The sequence below is a fragment of the Rhodoferax sp. OV413 genome, assembly GCF_900104385.1.
Classification (GTDB): domain Bacteria; phylum Pseudomonadota; class Gammaproteobacteria; order Burkholderiales; family Burkholderiaceae_C; genus Rhodoferax_B.
Window position 1 is genome coordinate 1 of record NZ_FNJA01000015.1, and the last position, 21632, is coordinate 21632.

Genomic DNA, 21632 nt, shown 5'->3' on the forward strand with positions numbered 1-21632 from the left:
TGCGCCGGCCTTGTTTGGGCCGATGGCTGTCGGTCGTGAGGGCCTGGTGAAGGGCCGGCTCGAAGGCGGTGAGCTTGCCCTCGACGCTGGTGCGTTCGTACTTGGGCACGGCCTCGCCGGGTGCCTTGAGCCACTTCTTGACCGTGTTGCGCGACAGCCCGGTGCGCTTCGCGATCTCGCTGAGGGAGAGTTGGTCGCGCAACTTCATGCGCCTGACCTTGCCAATCATGTCCATGGTGATCACCTTGAATCCCTGCTGAAAGTTTCAGCAGGTCAGTGGAACACCCTGGTCAATTTTGGATCGGCACTTTGCGGTTTAGCTGGTCAGTTTTGGATCGGCACTAACATCCATATATCTTCATCTGGCTTTCCCATACAGAACCTGGATATATTTCACATAAAAAATGCACAAGTCGTCGCAAAATTAATCGCCCTTCAATCTCCGTAGGTCATCCCAAAAATCGTATCAGTCAGCCAATGACGGAACGACTGGTTGTCCTGAAATTGTTTAAACAGCTGGGCGTCATCGACAAACAATGCCGTAATAACGCGCTTCAACGCCTTATCGTGTTCGATACGCGCGTTCTGTCGGTCTGAATTTTTTTTCGCATTCTGAAAAGCCTGATCCGCCGCCACTCTTCTCGGAATTTCATCGGTAATGCGTCCTTCCATCCGAATCGCATCAGTGAACAGCCCGCCAAACTGATCGTTAAATGCCTTCACAATATTCGACAGACGGTCCAACTCAGACTCCTGCTTACGCCCCCCACCTGCTGTTGGCAACGGCTCAATTTCAACATCCACATCTGGCAAGGCAATTGCCATCGTTGCTTTTTTCTCAGCACGATAGCTGTCCATGTCGATAGCGTCCAAAATTCCTTTTGCAAGATCCTCTTCTATGGGGGCGGGCAACTTCGAGATCAAAAAGTTCAAGAAGATGGAAAGCCGCTCCCAGCCCTGCACGCCATAGGGCAATATGGTCGCCAGAAAGTCATAGGTACGGGTAAAGGCCTTCGCCTTGCCTTTGAAGTCCACCTGCCCGTCTTCATCCAGCTCGGTTATGTACACCGCCACACAAGCGTCAAGAATCGGGTCCAGCTTGTCACGATCCGCACCTCCCAAATAGAGCGCCACCAAGGAATCAATCTGCTCGAGTGAATACACCTGATACTGGTCCAGTTCACTCTTAAGCGTATGCAGTTTGTTGGGGTCTGTCTCTTTACTCAGGATGGTCGTTCGGTAGTAGGCCGCAAACGATTTTTCAATCGCCTCCACATCATTCTGGAAATCCAGCACACACACATCATGCTTTTTCGGGTGGGCACGATTCAAGCGCGAAAGCGTCTGTACAGCCATGATCCCTGACAGCGCTTTGTCTACATACATGCTATGCAACAACGGCTCGTCATAGCCAGTCTGGAACTTATTTGCACAGATCAAAAACCGATACGGGTCTTCCTGAATTTTGTCGGTAATGTCGTTACTGGGAAAGCCGTTTAGCTTGGCCTCAGTTACCTTTTCGCCTTTGTATTCTGGCTCACCGGAAAATGCGACGATGGGTTTGTAGGGACTCTTGATTTCGTCCAAATATTCGCTGAAGGCAAAGAAATACTGAATCGCCCGCTGGATGCCACTGGTCACCACCATTGCCCGTGCCTGACCGCCAATCTTGTTCTGCCCAATCACTTGTTCATGAAAATGGTCCACCATGATCTCGGCTTTGTCGCGAATGGCCTTGCTGTGGCCTTCCACATATACGCGCAACTTCTTGCGCGCCTTTTTTACGTCATATTCAGGGTCGCCCTCCACTGTTTTCGCCAAACGGTAGTAGCTTTCCACAGGGGTGTAGTTCTTCAGCACATCCAGAATGAAGCCTTCCTGTATGGCCTGCTTCATCGTGTAGTTGTGAAACGGTCGGTGCTTTATCTCATCGCCCGCTCGGTAAGAAATACCAAAAATTTGCAGCGTCTTGTTCTTGGGCGTAGCAGTAAACGCAAAGTAGCTGGCGTTGGTCAGCAGCTTGCGGGATTCAATGATGCGATTGATCTTGTCCTCAGTTGTCTCGTCTTCCTGCTCTGCGCCGTTCTCAGACAAAGCCATGCTCATAGCGGCAGCGGTTCGCCCTCCCTGGCTGGAATGTGCCTCGTCAATGACGATGGCGAACTTCTTTCCCCGGTGCGCCTCGTCAATACTGTCCAGCACAAACGGAAAGGTCTGCACCGTGGAAACGATGATCTTCTTGCCGTCTTTCAGAAATTTGGAGAGCTGCTGCGTCTTGGACACACCGTCACCATCCCTCACCGCACCAATGATCGAGGACACCTGGGCAAAACCCTTAATGGTTTCGCGAATCTGCCTGTCCAGCAGCACCCTGTCGGTGATGATGACGATGGAGTCAAACACATCCTTCCCGCCCTTACGCAGCCCAATCAGTTGATGCGCCAGCCAAGCTATGGAATTCGACTTGCCACTGCCCGCCGAGTGCTGAATCAAATACGTCTTACCCGCTCCAAACCAAGCCGCATCCGCCAGCAGCTTTCGCACTACGTCCAGTTGGTGGAAGCGCGGAAACACCTGCACCCGCTTCTTTTTGCCCGTCTTCTCATTCTTCTCTTCCACAATCTGGGCGAAGTTTTCCAGAATGTCAGTCAGCCCACCGGGCGTAAAGATGCGCCGCCACAGGTAGTCCGTCTTGATGCCATAGGGATTGGGCGGATTGCCGGCACCCTGGTTCCAGCCTTGGTTAAACGGCAAGAACCATGAGTCCTTGGCCATCCCTTTACTACCTTTCAGCTCAGTGCACATTTGCACCTCGTGGTCATCCATCGCAAAGTGCACCACGCAACGGCCAAAAGCAAATAAGGTTTCACGCGGATCGCGGTCACGCTTGTACTGTTCTTCCGCATCCTCCGCAGTCTGCTTGGTCAGGCTGTTTTTGAGCTCAAACGTTGCCACCGGCATGCCGTTAATGAACAGCACTAGATCCAGCGCACGCTTTGTTTCCTCTCGGCTGTAGCGCAACTGGCGGGTAATGCTGAAGCGGTTGGCCGCATGGCGTACCACGGCTTTCTCGTTTTCAGGCGAAGGTGTGCCGTAAAACATGTCTACATGGTGCTTGCCATGGTCAATGCCCTTACGCATGACATCAATCGTGCCACGCCGGGTAATTTCGCCTTGCAGTTGCGCCAAGAACTTCCGGCGCACAGGCCCAACGGTGCGCAGCTCAAGTTCCTGCGCCACCTTCCATTGCGTGGCCTCCAAGAAAGCGGTTAGCTGCTTCAGGTCAACCGCATATTCCCGCTCGTAATCAGCGTTGGTGCCCAGCAGCCAGCCAAAGTGCGTCATCGCCCCGACGATCAACGACTCCAACCCCTCTTCTTTCACATTGGTCACTGGCGCCTTCTCGGCAGGCGTCGGCCGCGCGGTCTCAATCAGCTTGATACCGCCGTCCATTCCAAACATCGGCGGTTCTTCGGCAATATTTGTTGCGTCGAGATCCAACGCTAAACGCCCTTGGGCGAACTGGTCCAAGAAGGAAGCCAAGCGCGGATCTCCTGCTTGAAAGCTTGCAATTAGGCCTTCCGCCGCAGCCATTGGCATTTCCAAACGAATTAACGAACTATTGCTCGGGGTAACAGCAACCACCTTGATTTCAGAAATCATGACCCCGGAATACGCCGCAATCATTTGGACAAGTTGTATGCGTTGGTACTCGCCCATATCGGCCGCATCACGAGCGAGGATCAAATCGACCATGGCTTGCTGCGGTGCGCTCGCGGGTTTGGCAACATTTACGCGAAGTGCCCAAGGCTTCTTCTTGTACACCTCGAAGTCTTTACTATTCCACTTTTGCAGATCCGCCATTTCATGACAGGTTGCACACAGTGCAATTAAATTAGCAGCACTGTGGTCTTTCGTGTTTCGCCAGGGAATGATGTGTGCCAGCTCAATAGACAAGCCAAAGCCACACACCGCACAGCGGTGGCACGACTCGTGTAGCACTTGCCGCTGCACGGGGATTGGAATGGTGGGGCGATTGGGCATCAGCTTTCCTCGCATTCAATTTCTTCTAATGCCTCTTCCGCGATTGACTCTGGCATCGTGTTTGGGGGCAAATCTGGCAAATTCATCACCGCCTCGCGCACATCCAACTTACCTGTCACGATGTCTGCGGTCAGGCGGGTGCGGTATTCCTGCATCAAAGCGATTTCGCGCTCGGTGCGGACAATGGCGACATTTAGGTGTGTTGTCCGATTCGCGATGAAGGAGACGATTTCTTCTTGTTCCGCTCTTGGCGGGCTGAGATTCGGCATCTGTTTGAAGCTATCCCAGTACAGACGATTGCGATCTGAAACTATGCCAGTGGACTGGCGATTGACCTGCTGTTTGTAAACCTCTGTGTGAAATATGAAGTCATAGAATTCTGGGCAGGTAGTTTTCCGAGGCTTCAGTACAACGTAAGCAGGGCTGACAAGGCCATCGCTGTATGAAACACCAGCAGCTCCTTGCCACATCCGCATGGTGTTGTAGGCCACGTCATTTTTGTAAATGCGTTTGTATTTCGTCGCATCCGCAATCAGCCTCTTTGGGCGCCCAAACTGGTCCAACTCCTCGGCAGTGATACCAGAACGAAGGCTCACCTGAAGAACAGGAAGCCTTGCGATGCCAGGCTCTACTCGGTGGGTAAATAGCGCCATATTGCGGACGACTCCCCAATGCGACGGAATCTCACCTAGCCAAGGGATGCCAGAGGGTTTAAGGGGGGTATCTGGGTGGAGTCCGCGCGTAACGGCGCGGTGAATAATTGCCTGCTTCTGTTCATTCAGCAACGCAATCAGCTTGCGCTTGGTGCGGATGAAGCCATCTATTTTCTGGTTCGCGTGCGCCAGAAACCGCACGATGGCTACTTGTTCATCAATTGGCGGAAGTGGCATTTCCGCACGACTCATGCGTTCGTAATCGATATTTTGCCCCTCGCGAATACCGGTAACGAAAAGCGATAGGCTGTCGATGAATGGGCGAGACTTGAAAAAATGTGTGTAGTAGCCCGAGCTGGCGTCTGCTCCCGGCTGTAACACCGTGTATGCAGGGCTGATGATGCCCCGGTAGTGCGCAAACTCAATGCCACCTTGGAACGAACGCAGGCTAATCACGTAGTCACCGGGCTCAACGAGCTTCAATAGGTGCAAGTCTTTCTGTGCAGTGACTGTGCGAGTCCCGTAGTCTTCTTTCCTAACCACTCCCTTCGTTTGCGTAGCCGCAAGCAAAGGTTCTTTAGGAAACCCTTTTTTTACCCGTTCAACGAACAGTGTTTTCGTTCGCCTAAGCGACCAGTGTTCCGGACATTCCCCTAGCCATGGAAGGCCAGACTCCTTGCAATCCGAGTAAGGTTTCAGATTCGCAGTGAGGCTTTGATTTTCGGCCCTAGTGACATCGTGCCCGCCAGCAGTCACGGAGAAGCTCGATGTGTCGGGATTTAGGCCGGGAAAAAGAGACATCGAGAAGTCGTCAACAGCGAGATGGGTGGACGCCACGTCCACCGCATAGGGTTTGGATTTGTCATTGCTAAAGTCGACCACGCCCATCACTTCATCGAAGAGCAAGAAGTCCGGTATAGCTGGTGGCTCTACGCGCCGCAGCTCTGCGCCTTGCTTGATTTCTTCACGTAGTTCCATCAACAAGCGGCCCAGTACATTCATGCCCACCAACGTTGCAGCATCCGTGGGCATCGCTCCCCAGAAATCATCTTTGCGCGAATCTTCAACGATGGACATGTCACCGGTGGACAACAGCAGTGCGCTGAACTGCGTCCAATGCATGGCGAGCTTGAGGCGCAGCACCCAACGCATGATCTTGACGCGCACTCGATCCCAATCGGGGCGTGAATCGCCCCGATATGGCTTGCCAACCATCTTGGCGGTCATCGGACTAGTTTGCTCAATTATCTTGCGCTGCACTTCGGGTAGATGTGGGAATCGGCAAGCCTGATAGAGCGCCTCAACAGTCAGAATACGCACGCCGTTGATCCGCACCGAGAACCCGGGTGCCATGTTGGAAAGCCCACCAAACGCTTCTGCGGTCTTGCGGAAGACGGCGCAGTCGGCACGGTTATAAGTACGAAGGTCTTTGCCGCTACTCATAGCTCAAAGTCGAAGTCCGCCAAAACATCAGACTGGGCATACGTCTTACGTGGCAAAAGGGGGTACCAATGCATGGCGCCAGAAGTTGCAGTCGCATCGCCCCACCAAAGCGGAAGAGGCGCGTTGTTGGGGCAATTTCGGTAAGTGACGATGGTTGAACCAAAACCGAGGCCGAACGCACTGAAGCCCAATGGGCGCATGGACGTTTTGGGGTCTTTGCAACCTGCCCGAATTTTCACGCCTGCTATAAGCAGCTCGCGCTCCAGCACCTGCCGACCAGACTCACCAGAGAATATTTTGTTTTCCAAAATGCACCCCGCCTGACGTGGCTCAAAAGGAAACCTCGTCTCAAGGGCCATATATGCGCCGACTGCTGCGTTATTGGGTACCGCAGCAGGCCATAACACTTCAGACTTGTTTTTGTATGCCTTTCTGTTCTCAAAGCGAACAGCTGCCCAACAAGTAAATGTGATCGTCTTCCCGACTTGTTCCGCCGCGGCCTTCAAGCCCTTAATGGTTTGCCATTCACCTAACCGGTGTGTACCAATGACAAGAATATGAACAGTAGCTTTTGTAGGCGCCTCATTTTGAATCCAAACCCTCAAGTCTGAGCCAATACGTCCACCGCTAAACAAGACATCGTCCAAATAGAAGAACGGTCCGTCATCGCTTCCACAGTCCGAAACTGGAATGCCGCAATGTACATTTAGCGCATCGTCAAACAACGCAAGAATTTCACCTTGACTTTGCCCATGCGCCTGAATACTCAAAAAATTTGCGTGCCGCCAAAATTCGCGTGGGTTATCGCCGGTAATTTCTTTGTGTTGAATTTGGTTAGCAAAGAACTTTGCAACCACGTTTTTAGAAAAATAAGTCTTGTCGAGCGCAAAGTCCAACTCCGTCAACAGCGGAATCTGCACATCCGAGTCGAACTGCCGAACCCATCGATCCACGTGAGTAGGGGTTGGTTGCGGAATCTCACCGGCGCGGTAATCTTGAATCGTGTTCGCGATAGATTGCAATAGTTCTGCTCTCGTTTTCATTTTCCAACTCCCCCTGTGATTTCGCTCAACAGCCCTTCAGTTTCCTGCTCCAGCGCCAAAATGTCGGCGCTGATCTCTGTCAGCGTGCGCAACTGAGGCGGTTTGTAAAAATGGCGGGTGAAGCTGACTTCGTAGCCAATCTTCGTGTCGGCGTCCACAATCCAGGCATCGGGCGTGTAGGGCAGCACCTCGCGGCGGATGAAGGCTTCTATGCCGCCCACCTCCAGCAAAGGGATTTGTTCGCTGTCACGCAGTTCGCTATCGGGCTCGTATTCCACAACGCAAGTGTCGCCATCGATGTGGACGTCAAATAACCCGCGCAATGGGTCTGGCTTTGTCTTGCCTGGTTTGTGAATCTTTTTGATAACGCGGGGTGCGTCTTCCACGCGCCAGCTCACTGCGTTAATGATGAGCTTGAGGTCGGCTGCGCTAGGTTTGATACCGAGGCCTTTCAGCGTGGTATCCACCTTTTCCAGAAATACGTTGTGGTCCTCATAAAGGGCATCGCCTAGTGCCTCGCGCAGTTTGGTGGCGATCTCTACCAACGTGGCATCGCGCCTCCAGGTGGCATCGCTCAGCAGCTTCTTCTTCCTGGCTTCTGGTAGTGCTTTTTTGACGGCGGGTTCTCCGCTCTCGTCGTCTTCAGCATCGCCGTCAGTCTTGCCCCAATCATCCAGCAGCTTCTCTAACGACTTGCGAACGGAGGCATGGTTGTCAAACAAGGCGTCACCCAGTTCGTCGCGCAACACGGAGCGGAGGTCTTCATCGCCGGAAGCGAAGCGCAATGCTTCAATGCGTTGGCGGGTGAGCTGGCTATGCAGACGCAGGGGGCGCTCCACCTTCACCTTCCAGTAGCCAAAGGCGGCATTAGGGAATATCTTGGACTCATCGGTTTCTTTGAAAGCCAAGAAAGTTTCGGAAACCCGCTGAATGTCGTCTGCGCTGAGCTCGCAGTTTTTCTTGCCCATGTTTTTGCGCAGCGGCTTGAACCACTGCGTGGCATCAATGAGCTGAACTCTGCCTTTGCGATGCTCAGGTTTACGGTTGGTAAGCACCCAAACGTAGGTGGCAATGCCGGTGTTGTAGAACATGTTAAGTGGCAGCGCGACGATGGCCTCCAGCCAATCGCTCTCGATGATCCAGCGGCGAATGTTGCTCTCGCCCTGCCCCGCATCACCCGTGAACAGAGATGAGCCGTTGTGCACCTCTGCAATGCGGCTGCCCAGCGGAGTGTCGTGCTTCATCTTGCTGAGCATATTGGCCAAAAAGAGCATTTGGCCGTCACTGGAACGGGTCACCAACGAGTAGTCGGATATGCCCGCGTGCTGAATGACAAAACGGGGGTCTTTCAGTTCTTTCTTACCCCCCATACGCTCCAGGTCGCTCTTCCAGCTCTTACCATAAGGCGGGTTGGCCAACATGAAATCAAACTCGCGGGAGCGGAACGCATCGTTGGCCAGCGTGGAATGCTCGGGTCCACCCACGATGTTGTCTGCGGCATCACCATCACCTTTAAGCAAAAGATCAGCTTTACATATAGCGTAGGTCTCGCCGTTGATCTCTTGGCCATATAGATGCGTGGCAACCTGTTTTCCGTAGGCTTTGGCAATCTCTTGCAGCGTTTCTTCTGCCACTGTGAGCATGCCGCCTGTTCCGCAGGCGCAGTCGTAAAGCAAGTATGTGCCGGACTCGATCTTGTCGGCTACCGGCAGGAACATCAAATTTGCCATGAGTCGCACGGCATCGCGGGGCGTCCAGTGTTCGCCAGCCTCTTCGTTGTTGTCTTCGTTGAAACGGCGCACCAGCTCTTCGAACATCGTGCCCATGGAGTGGTTATCCAACGCTGGTAGGTCGCCTACGGCATGCGGACTGATGTTGATGTCTTTGTCCAGAAATTTCTCGATCAACTGTCCCAGCGCATCGGCTTTGGAAAGCCGAGGAATTTGATTGCGGAACTCGAAATTTGTCAGGATGTCTTGAACGTTGGGCGAAAAACCGTCCAAATAAACCTCGAAGTCATCGCGCAACGCTTGTTGCGTGGCACGGGACTTAAGATCACGCAGCAGGAAAGGCGACGTGTTGTAAAAGGCCTGGTCCGCTGCCGAGCGCAGGGCATCGTCCTGATGGACGACTTTCTCGTGGTCTAGCGCAGCCTTCATCTCCAGCACATCCTTCTTCGTAGGCTCCAGCACTGCGTCAAGGCGGCGCAAGACCGTCATAGGCAAGATGACATCACGATATTTGCCGCGCACGTAAACGTCACGCAGAACGTCATCGGCGATGTTCCAGATGAAGTTGGTGAGCCAAGTGAGTTGAGTTTGGTCCATTGAGTTTGTAGTTCTTAATGTTAATGGTAGCCGCAGCAACGGATTACATAGCTGGCTTAAGCACATCAGCAACGTATGCCTAGCCTTGATCTAGTTCTTGCCGCCGGATATTGCATATCAAGCAAACACCGGTGGAGTACCCAGCTTCCACATGAATGCGGACTTAAGTTGTATCTATATTGTGCGATATGGGTAACAAAACACCTGCTGTAACGACAAGAACGCCCGACAAGTCAACACAAAGTGCGAGCGCCTTGGGATCGCAACCTAGACTAAAGGCATATGTCACAGGTGGTAGTTGCATCGGATACGCAGTTTCGCACTACCGAGTGACCCGCCTGCCGCACGTTCCGTGGAATGGGCGACGAACATCAACTTTCGGTAATGCCGGGCTTGGGACTAGAAGTCTGCGCGGCGGAAGGACTTGCGAATGGCCAACAAAAATTCGAAATCTCAGAATCGCGTAGAAACCACGATCTTGAAGTGACCAAGGGGTCAATTTGCTGAAATCTTCAGTATCAAACTGACTACTACTTCCGCCGTATCAGATCCCGGAATGCACCAGGAGGCAGTTCCAGCGCATCCGTGGATCTGCAGCGCATCGTCATACCTGCGCTTTGGCCAAGCTGACTTCAATGCCGCGAAGATGCATTTATGGCAACGAATGTAACAGGCACTTAGTCCGCAACTGACTGGCCGCCCAATCGCTGAGCAAGCTGCACAAAATCACCCCTGTCGACCACGATTGTCCAGAGCGCCACACGCATTTGACACAAAAAAACAACAATTCTGCGTTTTTCAGCTTTTTATTGGCGCAACGGAGTTAGGAGTTTAGAGCTCAGAATCAACTGAAAATCGACAGATAGAACAAGCCAGCCTGACCCGTCGTTACCCCAGATAGCTCTGCTGGATTGGCGCCGAACAAGTGCCAAGCTTCAGAATTGAATGTTAAGCGACGAGAAATCGAATGTTCAATGACGTTCCGCAGTTGTCATTTACAGCTTTGCCCTTGAAACGTCACAAGATGGCCTTATCATTAGCACTCGTAGGAGTTGAGTGCTAGCACTCACCCCACGCCTCTTTCCCAATGTTTCAAATCTAGGAGATCCAATGAACCTACGTCCTCTCGGCGATCGCGTGATCGTTAAGCGCATCGACAGCGAAACCAAGACCGCCTCCGGCATCGTGATCCCTGACTCTGCTGCTGAAAAGCCAGATCAAGGCGAAGTGCTGGCTGTGGGCCCAGGCAAAAAGAACGACAAGGGTGAAATCTCTGCTCTGACCGTCAAGGTCGGCGACCGCGTTTTGTTCGGCAAGTACAGCGGCCAGACCGTCAAGGTGGCTGGCGACGAACTGTTGGTCATGAAAGAAGACGACCTGTTCGCAGTCGTCGAAAAGTAAATCTTTTCCCTTTCTAGTCCATTCCCCCATTTATTGATTCCGGAGAAATTCTCATGGCAGCAAAAGACGTAGTTTTCGGCGGCGAAGCCCGCGCACGCATGGTTGAAGGCGTGAACATCCTGGCTAACGCAGTCAAGGTGACCCTGGGCCCTAAAGGCCGTAACGTGGTTCTGGAGCGCTCGTTCGGCGCCCCTACCGTGACCAAGGACGGTGTGTCCGTGGCCAAGGAAATCGAACTCAAAGACAAGCTGCAAAACATGGGTGCGCAGATGGTCAAGGAAGTTGCTTCCAAGACCTCCGACCTGGCTGGTGACGGCACCACCACCGCGACCGTGCTGGCACAAGCCATCATCCGCGAAGGCATGAAGTACGTGGCCGCCGGCATGAACCCGATGGATCTGAAGCGCGGTATCGACAAGGCAGTGACTGCTTTGGTCGCCGAACTGAAGAAGGCTTCCAAGGCCACCACCACCTCCAAGGAAATCGCCCAAGTCGGTTCGATCTCCGCCAATTCCGACGAATCCATCGGCAAGATCATTGCTGACGCAATGGACAAGGTTGGCAAAGAAGGCGTGATCACCGTGGAAGACGGCAAGTCGCTGGACAGCGAACTGGACGTCGTCGAAGGCATGCAATTCGACCGCGGCTACCTGTCGCCCTACTTCATCAACAACCCAGAAAAGCAAGCCGCTTTGCTGGACAACCCGTTTGTTCTGTTGTTCGACAAGAAGATCAGCAACATCCGTGACCTGCTGCCGACCCTGGAACAAGTTGCCAAGTCTGGCCGTCCTCTGCTGATCATCGCTGAAGAAGTCGATGGCGAAGCACTGGCGACCCTGGTGGTCAACACCATCCGCGGCATCCTGAAGGTTGTGGCTGTGAAGGCTCCTGGCTTCGGCGACCGCCGCAAGGCCATGCTGGAAGACATCGCCATCCTGACCGGCGGCAAGGTTATCGCTGAAGAAGTCGGCCTGACCCTGGAAAAGGTCACCCTGGCTGACCTGGGCCAAGCCAAGCGCATCGAAGTGGGCAAAGAAAACACCACCATCATTGATGGCGCTGGTGCAGCTGCCGACATCGAAGCCCGTGTCAAGCAAGTGCGCGTTCAAATCGAAGAAGCGACCAGCGACTACGACCGTGAAAAACTGCAAGAACGCGTGGCCAAGCTGGCTGGCGGTGTTGCCGTGATCAAGGTTGGCGCGACCACCGAAATCGAAATGAAGGAAAAGAAGGCCCGCGTGGAAGACGCCCTGCACGCTACCCGCGCTGCTGTGGAAGAAGGCATTGTGGCTGGCGGCGGCGTGGCTCTGCTGCGCGCCAAGCAAGCTGCTGGCGACATCAAGGGCAGCAACGCTGACCAAGACGCCGGCATCAAGCTGGTGTTGAAGGCCATCGAAGCGCCTCTGCGCGAAATCGTCTACAACGCAGGCGAAGAAGCCTCCGTGGTGGTGGCTGCTGTGTTGGCCGGCAAGGGCAACTACGGCTACAACGCTGCCAATGGCGAATACGGCGACATGATCGAAATGGGCATTCTGGACCCAACGAAAGTGACCCGCACCGCACTGCAAAACGCAGCCTCCGTCGCATCCCTGATGCTGACGACCGAAGCCATGATCGCTGAGTCTCCAAAGGACGAATCCGGTGCTGGCGGCGGCATGCCTGGTGGCATGGGTGGTATGGGCGGCATGGGCGACATGGGCATGTAAATGCCTCGTCGCCGCGAAACGGATCGCTGGCGGCGTTGCAGCGCCTAGTCGTAGCGTTGCTACTGCCTTCGTTGCTGCGCCTTGCCAGCGAACCGTTGCGCGACGCAACAAGCTTCCCCGTCTAATACGGGGAAACGAAGAAACCCCGCAGAGTGCGAGCTCTGCGGGGTTTTTTCATGCGTGTCCTAAAATGATCGAAACTGGTCTGATGGCGAATGGCTGATTGGCTGGAGGCGCAGGAGAATTGAGCGCATCATCCACTACGAGCTGCGGCGCACACACCATGAAAACCTGTCTGATTTTGATCGATGCCCAAGAGTCGTTTCGGCAGCGCCCCTACTTCACGCCGGCCACCCTGCCCGGCTACCTCGCGGAACAGAACGCCTTGATCGACGGCTGCGTGGCCCGCGGCGTCCCTATCGTGCGCATCTTCCATGTGGCCGGACCCAAGACGGCCGACAACGCTTTCGCCGTCGAGTCCGGCCACATCCAGCCCATCGCCGGTCTGGCGCCGTTCGAAGCCGCCGCCACCTTCACCAAAAGCCGCCACAGCGCGCTGGTGGGCACCGGCCTGGACGTCTGGCTGACCGAAAACGGCATCGGCAAGCTGATCATCAGCGGCATCCGCACCGAGCAGTGCTGCGAAACCACGACACGCCACGCGTCGGACCTGGGCTGGGCAGTAGACTACTGCCTGGACGCCACACTGACCTGGGACATGCAGCACCTAGACGGCTCGGTGCTGGCCGCCGCCGACATCAAGGCCCGCACCGCCGCCGTGCTGACCGAGCGCTTCGCCCGCATCTGCACGGTGGAACAAGCCCTGGCCGGAGCCGCAGCATGACGCACCACGTTGCCATCCTGGTATTCGACGACGTCGAAGCGCTGGACTTCGCCGGCCCCTATGAAGTCTTCACCACCGCCACCCGGATCCATGCCCGCAGCCATGCCAACGATGCACCGCTTTTTGCTACACAATGCGTAGCACGTAGCGCAGATGCTGTGCGCGCCAGAGCCGGATTAAGCATAAATCCCGACACCACCTTCGCCAGCTGCAGCGCGACCGATCTGCTGGTGGTTCCCGGTGGCGTAGTCGATGCCGCCATGGTTGACCAGGCCACCACCGACTGGATCGCCGCCACGGCGGGTACCGCCAGCACGGTGGCCTCGGTTTGCACCGGCGCCTTCCTGCTGGCGCAGAGCGGCGTGATCCAGAGCGGCCCTGTCACTACGCATTGGGAAGACGTGGCCGACCTGCAGCGCCTGTTCCCTGCACTCGACGTGCAGACTGGCCCGCGTTGGGTGGATTGCGGCCGCACCATCACATCGGCGGGCATCAGCGCTGGCATCGATATGTGCCTGCACCTGGTGGCCAAGCTGGCCAGCCCCGAACTGGCGGCACGCACGGCCCGGCAAATGGATTACGCATGGCAGCCCAACCCCTGATCCAGGTGCTGTTCGTGCTGATGCCGAACAGCCTGATCCTCGACTGGGCTGGCCCGGCGGAAGCGCTGCGCATTGCCAACCAGTGCCTGGTCGCCCAGGGCCAACCCGAGCGCTTCGCGCTGCAGTTTGTCGGCCCGGACGTAGACACGCCGTCGTCCGTGGGTGTCCAGCTGACCGGAGTGCAGCCATTGCCCGACACATTGCTGGCCCACCCGGCCACGCCGCACTGGGTGGTACTGGTCGGCCTGCCGGGCAGCACCATTGCGGTGGACAACGCTGCAGCCCGCGCCGTGCTGCACTGGCTGCGCGGCCTGCGCCTGGTGACCGAACAGCTGGAACTGGTGACGGTGTGCGCCGGCACCCTGCTGGCCGCCCACGCCGGCCTGCTGACAGGCCGCCGCGTCACCACCCACCACCAGCATCTGGACGAGCTGCGCAGCGTGGCCCCCGAATGCGAGGTGGTGGCGAACCGGGTGTTTGTCGAAGACGCACCGGTGTACAGCAGCGCGGGCGTGACCACCGGCATCGACCTGGTGCTGCAGCGCATAGCGGATACCTGCGGCGAACCGATAGCCGCCCAGGTGGCGCAAACCATGGTGGTGGCACTGCGGCGCGGCCCGCACGACCCCGAGCTGTCGCCGTTCCTGAGCTACCGCAACCACCTGCACCCGGCCCTGCACAAGGTGCAGGACGCCGTCAGCCTGGACCCGCGCCATGGCTGGACGGTACCGCGCATGGCGAGCATCGCCCACACCTCGCCGCGCCATCTGACCCGCTTGTTCATGGAGTACGCGCAGATCGCGCCGCTGCAGTACCTGCGCCGTATCCGACTGGCTGTAGCCCACACCGCGCTGCAGTCCGGCCACAGCGTCAACCAGGCGGCCGAGCTGGCCGGCTTCAGCTCCGACACCCAGCTGCGCCGGGCCTGGCACCAGCTGGGCCAGGCCGGAGCGCCGTCGCAAGCCCGCCCCGGTTAACCGCAGCCCCGGTTACATGAAGTGGTAGCGCAGACCGAAGTTGAACTGGTTCAACCCGGTCCTGCCGGTAGACGTGGCGTCGCCTACATGGTTGTAGTGCACCAGTTCCGCCGTGGCGTCGACATTGCGCGAGATGGCGTAAGCGGCACCTGCGCCCAGGGCCAGCGAAGTGTGTGAGCTGGTGGCGTCGTAGCCGGTCGAACCACCGGCGTTGGACGCGAGGTCCAGGCTGGTTTTCCAGCGCTCCACCCCAACGCGGCCGTACAGCGACCATTTGTCGTCCAGCGGCGCAATACCCAGCACGTGCAGGCCCAGGCCATGGCCCTTCCAGGTACCGGACGCCGAGTCGGCGGTCGGCGAGCTGATGGCAGACTGCAGGTCCATCTTGCCGACCCGGTCGTAACTGGCCTCTACCGCCACATTGGGGTTGATGCGGTAACCCAGGCGAAAGTTCGGATTGGTACTGCTGTGGTCGGCCGAGGTGCTGCTGGCAATGCCCTGGCTGGACAACGCGGAATCGATCTTCCCGCCCAGGCCCGAGGCGCGGCTGACCGATAACCCACCACCCACATACACATCGCCAGCCGGGTCCGCGGCATGGGCCAATGGCGCCGCCAGGGCCAGCCCGAGCGGTACACAAGCGATGGAGGAAAAAAAGACATTCAGCTTCATGGGTACTCCTAAGTTAATGCGCAGGCGGCGGATGCGGAGACCTTTGCCCACCGCAACAGATGCCCGACCCGCTCTGCACAAAACCATTGAAACGCCGCAAGCTGTCTGCCCGGTCACCGTGCGGTAAAGCAAATGTAAGAAGCTTGAGCACGGGTTGCACCCCGGTGTAGGGCTGGCAAAGATGCCTGGTTTAAGCGCTGGACAAGCCGCTAGAACGGCATCACTTTCCGGCTATGGCGCACCTTATGATCGGCGAAGATACCGGATATTTGGCTTACCTACAGCCCATCAACTGAGGAGACGCAATGCGTGAGAAATCGAGAAAAAGAATCTTGGTCACCGGAGGGGCTGGGTTCCTGGGTAGCCATTTGTGCGACCGCCTGGTGGAGCGGGGTGACGATGTGCTGTGCGTGGACAACTTCTTCACCGGCAGCAAAAGCAACGTCGCCCATTTGCTGGGCAAGAGCAATTTTGAGCTGATGCGCCACGACGTAACGTTCCCGTTGTACGTCGAGGTGGATGAAATCTACAACCTGGCCTGCCCTGCCAGCCCGGTGCACTACCAGCACGACCCGGTACAGACCACCAAGACCAGCGTGCACGGCGCCATCAATATGCTGGGGCTGGCCAAGCGCTGCAAGGCCAAGATCCTGCAGGCGTCTACCTCTGAGGTCTATGGCGACCCCGAGGTGCACCCCCAGCCCGAAGAGTACTGGGGCCGCGTAAATCCTATTGGCATTCGCAGCTGCTATGACGAAGGCAAGCGCTGTGCCGAAACCCTGTTTTTCGACTACCACCGCCAGCACCAGCTGCGTATCAAGGTGGTACGGATTTTCAACACCTATGGGCCACGCATGCACCCCGATGATGGCCGGGTGGTCAGCAACTTCATCATGCAGGCGCTGCAGGGCAAGGACATCACGCTGTACGGCGACGGCGGCCAGACCCGCAGCTTCTGCTACGTGGACGACCTGATCGAAGCCATGCTGCGCATGATGGACAGCCCGGATGACTTTACCGGCCCGGTGAACATCGGCAACCCCGGAGAGTTCAGCATGCGCGAGTTGGCCGAGCAAGTGGTGGCCCTGACCGGTACCAAGTCGGGCATTGTGAATCTGCCGATTCCGGCGGATGACCCCCGCCAGCGCAAGCCGGACCTGGCCCTCGCCCGCAAGATGCTGGACTGGTCGCCCACCATCCCCTTGCGTGAAGGCCTGGAGAAGACAATCGCCTACTTCGCCCAGCTAGCCTGAACGCCGTGGACCTATGGAACAACTCACGACCTTCGTCTCCAGCCGGGGCCTGCTGAAGTCCTGTAGCAGCCACCATGCGAAGCCGGTCTCCAGCCATCCCCACATAGAGCCCGACCTACTCAGCCACCATCGCCCGGGCCGGGCTATCTATGTGTGCACCGACGCACTACAGAATTTTGCGATGAATTTTCTCCCGCAGATCCGCGATCCGTTTGTGCTGGTGAGTGGCGACAGCGACGTGCCAGTAGACGAGGCCATGCTGTCGAGTCCGGCGATCAGCGCATTGCTGGGCAGTCCCCATCTGCAAAGTTGGTACGCGCAAAATCTGGTCACCCAGCATCCCAAGCTGGCGACAATGCCCATTGGGCTGGACTACCACACCATGTGGGAGCGGCCTGGCCTGTGGGGTATCACCGCGATGTCTCCCATCGCGCAGGAAAACGCACTGCTCAACGCCCTGTCTGCCTCGCCTGAGTTCAACCAGCGCTATCTGACGGCGTATTGCAATTGGCACTTCGCCATGGGCCGAGGCGACCGCCAGGAATGCTTTGACAGGATGGACAAGTCCGTCTGCTTCTTCGAGCCCAGCGCCGTGCCGCGCAACAGCACCTGGCTACGCCAGGCCGAATGCATGTTTGTCGTCAGCCCCGAGGGTGCAGGCATGGACTGCCATCGCACCTGGGAGGCCCTCTTGCTCGGCTGCATTCCCATCGTTAAAAAGAATGCCTTGGCCGGACTGTTTGCCGACTTGCCAGTGCTGCTGGTTGACGACTGGCAAGACGTCAACCGCGACAATCTGATGCGTTACTTCCAGGCGCTGCCCGAGCGAAAGTTCGACTTTTCACCGCTGTTCCTCCACCACTGGACGGCCAAGCTCGCGGGGGACCAGGTGCAGCTTATGGAGCCCATGTCCTGCACGGAATTCCGAAAGCTGCTGACACGAAAGACCGGTTAATGGGACTCTCCACCATGCAGGACGCGCAGGTCTTCAAAGAGCGCTGCGAGGACAGCCCCGGCGTGCTGGTACTGTGCCAGGGCGATTGGCGCCCGACCGAAGAGCGGGTCCGACTTTTTGAAGAACAGAACTACTACGTACTCACCGCCGCCAACGGCTACCAAGACATCGTCGACTGGCTGCCCCAGCCGCGCTGCATTGGTGCCATGTTTGCCCACCCTGTAACTGTGGCCCAGGCGCGGCAGCTTTACCCGGACAAGGTGATTGAGCGTTTTGAAGGCGTGGGTGCCCGCTTTCTGCGCACGCTGACCCAGGAGCTGCCTTACGGCTTGCACAACGCCGGCCTGCCATTTACCTCCACCACCCCACCCAGCCTGAAGACTGTCGACGTCGTGTCAGTCTTTTCGCCGGTTGCACTCAAGCGTGGGCAGTTGCTGGTGGAGTCGCTGCTCGCAGCCAACGTCACCGCCTATTTGTTTGCCCAGTCGCTGGGCTCCAGCCCGGAGCTGTTGGCTTCGTTCTTCGACGTGGTGCAAAAGGCCGGCAAGCAGATTGAATACTTTCACTATCCTTTTGACCCCTATGCATTGGTACGCATAGACGGGCGCATCGTGATCGATGGCCGCCCCATCGGAGCCAACAACAGCGTAGTGTCCGCCTACTTGGCGCGGGCCCGCTTGCTGGTGCATACCTCGACGACAGAGGGCATTTCCAACTCGGTGATGGAAGCTCTGCTGAACGATGTGCCGGTGCTGGTCTGCGACGATATCCGTGGCCCCCTGCAAGACCTTTCATTGCAATTGCCGGAATGCATCTCCCGGTCCGCCCCCGAGACGGAGGCATTGGCTTTACACATACAAGCCTTGCTGGCTACGGCACGCGTGCCTGGTGCGGTGCGCGAAACATTCCGCCAAGTCATAGATCCGTTCGAAATCAACCGCAGCATGGTGCGCGGAGTCCAAGAATGGTTTGCCCGCAACGGTTTGCCCTGGAAAGGCCATTGCCTGGGCTTGCTGGGCGGAGTCCAGTCGAAAATTGATCTCGCTACCTCAACGGCCGAAGAGAGCTACCGCGGCCACAGGCATATCTATCCCAGTCCCGCCGAAGCGGTGCAATGCGCGGCATTTCAGATGCAGATCGCACAAGCGCTGGGCCAAACCGCCCACGTTGCCAGTCTGCGCGCCGAGATGGATTACATCCAGGCAGGCCTAGCGGCGCCGGCCGTGGAATCCGCAGTGGCGCCAAACCAGGCGCTGCATACGCTACTGGCTACGCTCGCACAAAGCCCCTCGCTGCGGCATGTGCTGGTAGTAGGTGCCGCCACCAGCCCGCACATGGACACATTGATAGCGCAGCTGGGACACAACACCCATTCGCCGCAGCTGCATTGCGTCGAGAACTCGTTGGCCCGGCTGGAGGCCATGGTGCAACGCTACGCGGAGCAAGGATTCGTGCACGGCTACCACGCCAGCTCGGTGGAACGCGAAGCCTTCCCCAGCGAGGCGGATGTCCGCCAGTTCTACGCGACCACGCCGGGCAAATTGCAGGACTATCCCTTGGACCATGTGCTGGATTGGCTACGCCAAGATGTGGCTGAAATGGAGTCCGGCGGCTTGACCCCGAATGCCATTCCCAGCATCCTTGCCCAGCTGGGTGTTGGCCAGTTTGACATGACGGTGATCAACGGCCGTGAGTTCACCGGCTTTGCGGAACTGCAACAGCTGTATGGCTGTGAAACCATCATCCTGGAATGTACGCAGACCTATAAGAACCAGCGCAGCCTGGCCTATCTTTCCCAGGACCCGGTCTACCAGCTGCTGTTTACAGAGCCGGACATCGCCAACGGTCTGGCCATATTCACCAAAAGGTAAGCCGCCCGGCCGACTTTAGAACCTGCGCTCAAACACGGCGAACCCGTTGCGCAACTCCATATTCTGGTGGGTCAGCGCATACGACACGTGGTTGGTCAGCATACGGTAGGCATTGAAGCATTTGTGTGAATTCACATCGTCCAAGGCAATCACCCGCGCACCCATGCAGTGGTACAGCTCGGCCTCTCCGGTGAACTCCGATCCATCGATCAACACCATGTCGAAATCCAGAATGCCGTTCTCCTTCTTGATGAGCTCTATGCCGTTCTGGGTCAGGCCCGCCTTGCGCATGTAATCGATGTCCTGCCGCAGCCACGAAAGTACCTGCTCCAACGGGTAGGTATTCAGTGTGGTGCGGGTATTTGCGTAAAAGAACGCAACCTCTTGCTCGGAGGGGAACTCATCCAAAGCTGCCGACGACTGGTTGTACACCTTGACGAACGGGCAATCCAGATAGGCATTGCGCAGCGCGGTAAACCGCTCGGTACTCAGCTCCATGCAGTAAAGCCGAGTGCTGTCGGCGTCGACACGGTTGCGCAGGGCCGAAACAAATGCGTGCGTGCTGCCCGCGCCACTGGAAGAACCAATCTCCAGAAAATTCTTCAGATCTTCTCTGCTGGCCAGTGCATTCAACACTTTGTAGAAATCGTCATTGATGATCTCAGCCGGAATGATTTCAGACAGCATATTGGTCCCCGTATGTGTATCTATTGTGTGATGCGCTGCAGCGCTGGCGTTCCGCTCAAGCGGAGGCACGTCCGCCCGCAGCAAGGCCGCTTTGACTTCGGAGGCCATTCTTCCCCAGGAGAAGGCGGCGGCGCGCTGCAACCCCTTGGCGACCAGTACGGCCCGCATAACCGGGCCCTGTACCTGGTACAACGCGCGGGTCATTGCTGCGAGATCGGTGGGTGGCACATACAGCACGCCATCTTCGGCCACTTCGGGTATCGACCCGGTGGGGCAGGTGATCACCGGGCATCCGCATGCCATCGCCTCGGTAATCGGCATGCCGAAGCCTTCGTACAGAGAGGGGTAGACCAGTGCAATGGCGCCCGCATAAGCACATTGCAGGCTCTGGTCGTCCACCTCGATCATGTGCACACTGGCGTCCCCCACATGGACACTGAACTCAGGTTCGAGTGCTGACCATGGACCGGTACAGACAACCGCGTACTGACCCCGTTGATCACCCAATGCAGCGAAGGCCTGAAAGAACAGGCTCGCGTTCTTGTAGGCGCCCCGGCTACCTACCAATAAAAAGTACGGCTTCTGGATGCCATGCTGCGTTTTGAATAACTCGATCTGCGCAGCAGGAGGTGCCTTGAAATCCACACCGCAATGGGCAATCGATACCTGCTCAGGGCGGATTGCAGGGAAGAACCGGCACAAATCATTGGCCGTATTCTGTGAGATGGCAATAAAAGCACTCGCATGGCGAATGCCCGCGTGCTTTTCAACCCAGATGGCCATCGTGGAGGTATCCCAGTTCAGCACCTCTGGAATCATGTCGTAGGCCATGAACACCGAGGGTGTACCAAGAGGTGTTGTGTAGTAGCTGGACACAAACAGGCTCGCGCCCTCTTCGTCACACACCTGCTGCAGCATGGCCCTGTCTGCATCCGGTGCGGCATAGCTGTGGGCGGGAATCTGCCGGTAGGCAATGCCGGGGATGCGGGGCGCAGTATTTTGGCGGTCCAGCACCAGCAGCTGCGCCGCAAACCCGTCGCGCGCCCACTCCTCCAGCAAGGAATACCAGACGCGGGCAATGCCCGAACGGTTGTACTGGAAGAACACCGCGTCAATCAGAATCTTGGGAGCTTGGTAAGACATGCTACTGGTCA

The 21632-nt window shown here is 57.0% G+C and carries 15 protein-coding genes; 8 read left to right on the plus strand and 7 right to left on the minus strand.

Annotated features, from left to right (window positions below):
• From BLT66_RS26015 to BLT66_RS26035, 5 genes are all read right to left on the minus strand, one after another.
• Positions 1 to 235: helix-turn-helix domain-containing protein (locus tag BLT66_RS26015; RefSeq protein WP_143029259.1), on the minus strand; the 235-nt coding region annotated here is incomplete at its 3' end.
• Between the two features lie 200 nt (positions 236 to 435).
• A complete protein-coding gene (locus tag BLT66_RS26020) occupies positions 436 to 4044 on the minus strand; it encodes a type I restriction endonuclease (RefSeq protein WP_176955177.1) in 3609 nt (1202 codons plus the stop codon).
• Positions 4044 to 6140 carry an NADAR domain-containing protein gene (locus BLT66_RS26025; RefSeq protein ID WP_092762833.1) on the minus strand — a complete coding sequence of 699 codons (2097 nt, stop codon included), beginning with the start codon at positions 6138 to 6140 and terminating at the stop codon, positions 4044 to 4046. The genes BLT66_RS26020 and BLT66_RS26025 overlap by 1 nt, the downstream gene beginning before the upstream one ends.
• Positions 6137 to 7183, minus strand: coding sequence for a phosphoribosyltransferase-like protein (locus BLT66_RS26030; RefSeq protein ID WP_092762835.1), 1047 nt, complete (start codon positions 7181 to 7183; stop codon positions 6137 to 6139). The genes BLT66_RS26025 and BLT66_RS26030 overlap by 4 nt, the downstream gene beginning before the upstream one ends.
• Entirely contained in the window at positions 7180 to 9510 is a 2331-nt protein-coding gene (locus BLT66_RS26035; protein ID WP_092762837.1) for a type I restriction-modification system subunit M, read from the minus strand. The genes BLT66_RS26030 and BLT66_RS26035 overlap by 4 nt, the downstream gene beginning before the upstream one ends.
• 1110 nt (positions 9511 to 10620) lie before the next feature.
• Between BLT66_RS26035 and BLT66_RS26040 the strand changes: the two genes are divergently transcribed.
• The 5 genes from BLT66_RS26040 to BLT66_RS26060 all read left to right on the plus strand — a co-directional run bounded on the left by BLT66_RS26040 (position 10621) and on the right by BLT66_RS26060 (position 15040).
• Positions 10621 to 10911 (plus strand): co-chaperone GroES, encoded by a 291-nt coding sequence (locus BLT66_RS26040; RefSeq protein WP_092762839.1) that lies wholly within the window; start codon positions 10621 to 10623, stop codon positions 10909 to 10911.
• Between the two features lie 53 nt (positions 10912 to 10964).
• Positions 10965 to 12617, plus strand: a complete 1653-nt coding sequence (gene groL, locus BLT66_RS26045) for a chaperonin GroEL (RefSeq protein ID WP_092762841.1) — start codon at positions 10965 to 10967, stop codon at positions 12615 to 12617.
• A 283-nt stretch (positions 12618 to 12900) separates the two neighbouring features.
• On the plus strand, positions 12901 to 13461 hold the full coding sequence (locus tag BLT66_RS26050; RefSeq protein WP_092762843.1) for an isochorismatase family protein: 561 nt from the start codon (positions 12901 to 12903) through the stop codon (positions 13459 to 13461).
• Complete coding sequence (locus tag BLT66_RS26055) at positions 13458 to 14063, plus strand: DJ-1/PfpI family protein (RefSeq protein ID WP_092762844.1); 606 nt, start codon at positions 13458 to 13460, stop codon at positions 14061 to 14063. Before BLT66_RS26050 ends, BLT66_RS26055 begins: the two co-directional genes overlap by 4 nt.
• Positions 14045 to 15040, plus strand: coding sequence for a GlxA family transcriptional regulator (locus tag BLT66_RS26060; protein WP_092762846.1), 996 nt, complete (start codon positions 14045 to 14047; stop codon positions 15038 to 15040). The genes BLT66_RS26055 and BLT66_RS26060 overlap by 19 nt, the downstream gene beginning before the upstream one ends.
• A gap of 12 nt (positions 15041 to 15052) precedes the next feature.
• Here BLT66_RS26060 and BLT66_RS26065 read toward each other — a convergent pair whose 3' ends face one another.
• Positions 15053 to 15712: an outer membrane beta-barrel protein gene (locus tag BLT66_RS26065; protein WP_176955178.1), complete on the minus strand. Its 660-nt coding sequence runs from the start codon at positions 15710 to 15712 to the stop codon at positions 15053 to 15055.
• Between the two features lie 305 nt (positions 15713 to 16017).
• Here BLT66_RS26065 and BLT66_RS26070 point away from each other — a divergent pair, with 305 nt between their 5' ends.
• From BLT66_RS26070 to BLT66_RS26080, 3 genes are read left to right on the plus strand one after another with little or no spacing between them, the layout of a single operon-like run.
• Positions 16018 to 16965 (plus strand): UDP-glucuronic acid decarboxylase family protein, encoded by a 948-nt coding sequence (locus BLT66_RS26070; protein WP_092762850.1) that lies wholly within the window; start codon positions 16018 to 16020, stop codon positions 16963 to 16965.
• Between the two features lie 13 nt (positions 16966 to 16978).
• Entirely contained in the window at positions 16979 to 17920 is a 942-nt protein-coding gene (locus tag BLT66_RS26075; protein ID WP_092762852.1) for a hypothetical protein, read from the plus strand.
• Complete coding sequence (locus BLT66_RS26080; RefSeq protein WP_092762853.1) at positions 17920 to 19791, plus strand: glycosyltransferase; 1872 nt, start codon at positions 17920 to 17922, stop codon at positions 19789 to 19791. The genes BLT66_RS26075 and BLT66_RS26080 overlap by 1 nt, the downstream gene beginning before the upstream one ends.
• A gap of 15 nt (positions 19792 to 19806) precedes the next feature.
• Here the strand turns inward: BLT66_RS26080 and BLT66_RS26085 are convergent, their stop codons facing one another.
• Entirely contained in the window at positions 19807 to 21621 is a 1815-nt protein-coding gene (locus tag BLT66_RS26085) for a glycosyltransferase family 4 protein (RefSeq protein WP_176955179.1), read from the minus strand.
• Positions 21622 to 21632 lie beyond the last annotated feature (11 nt).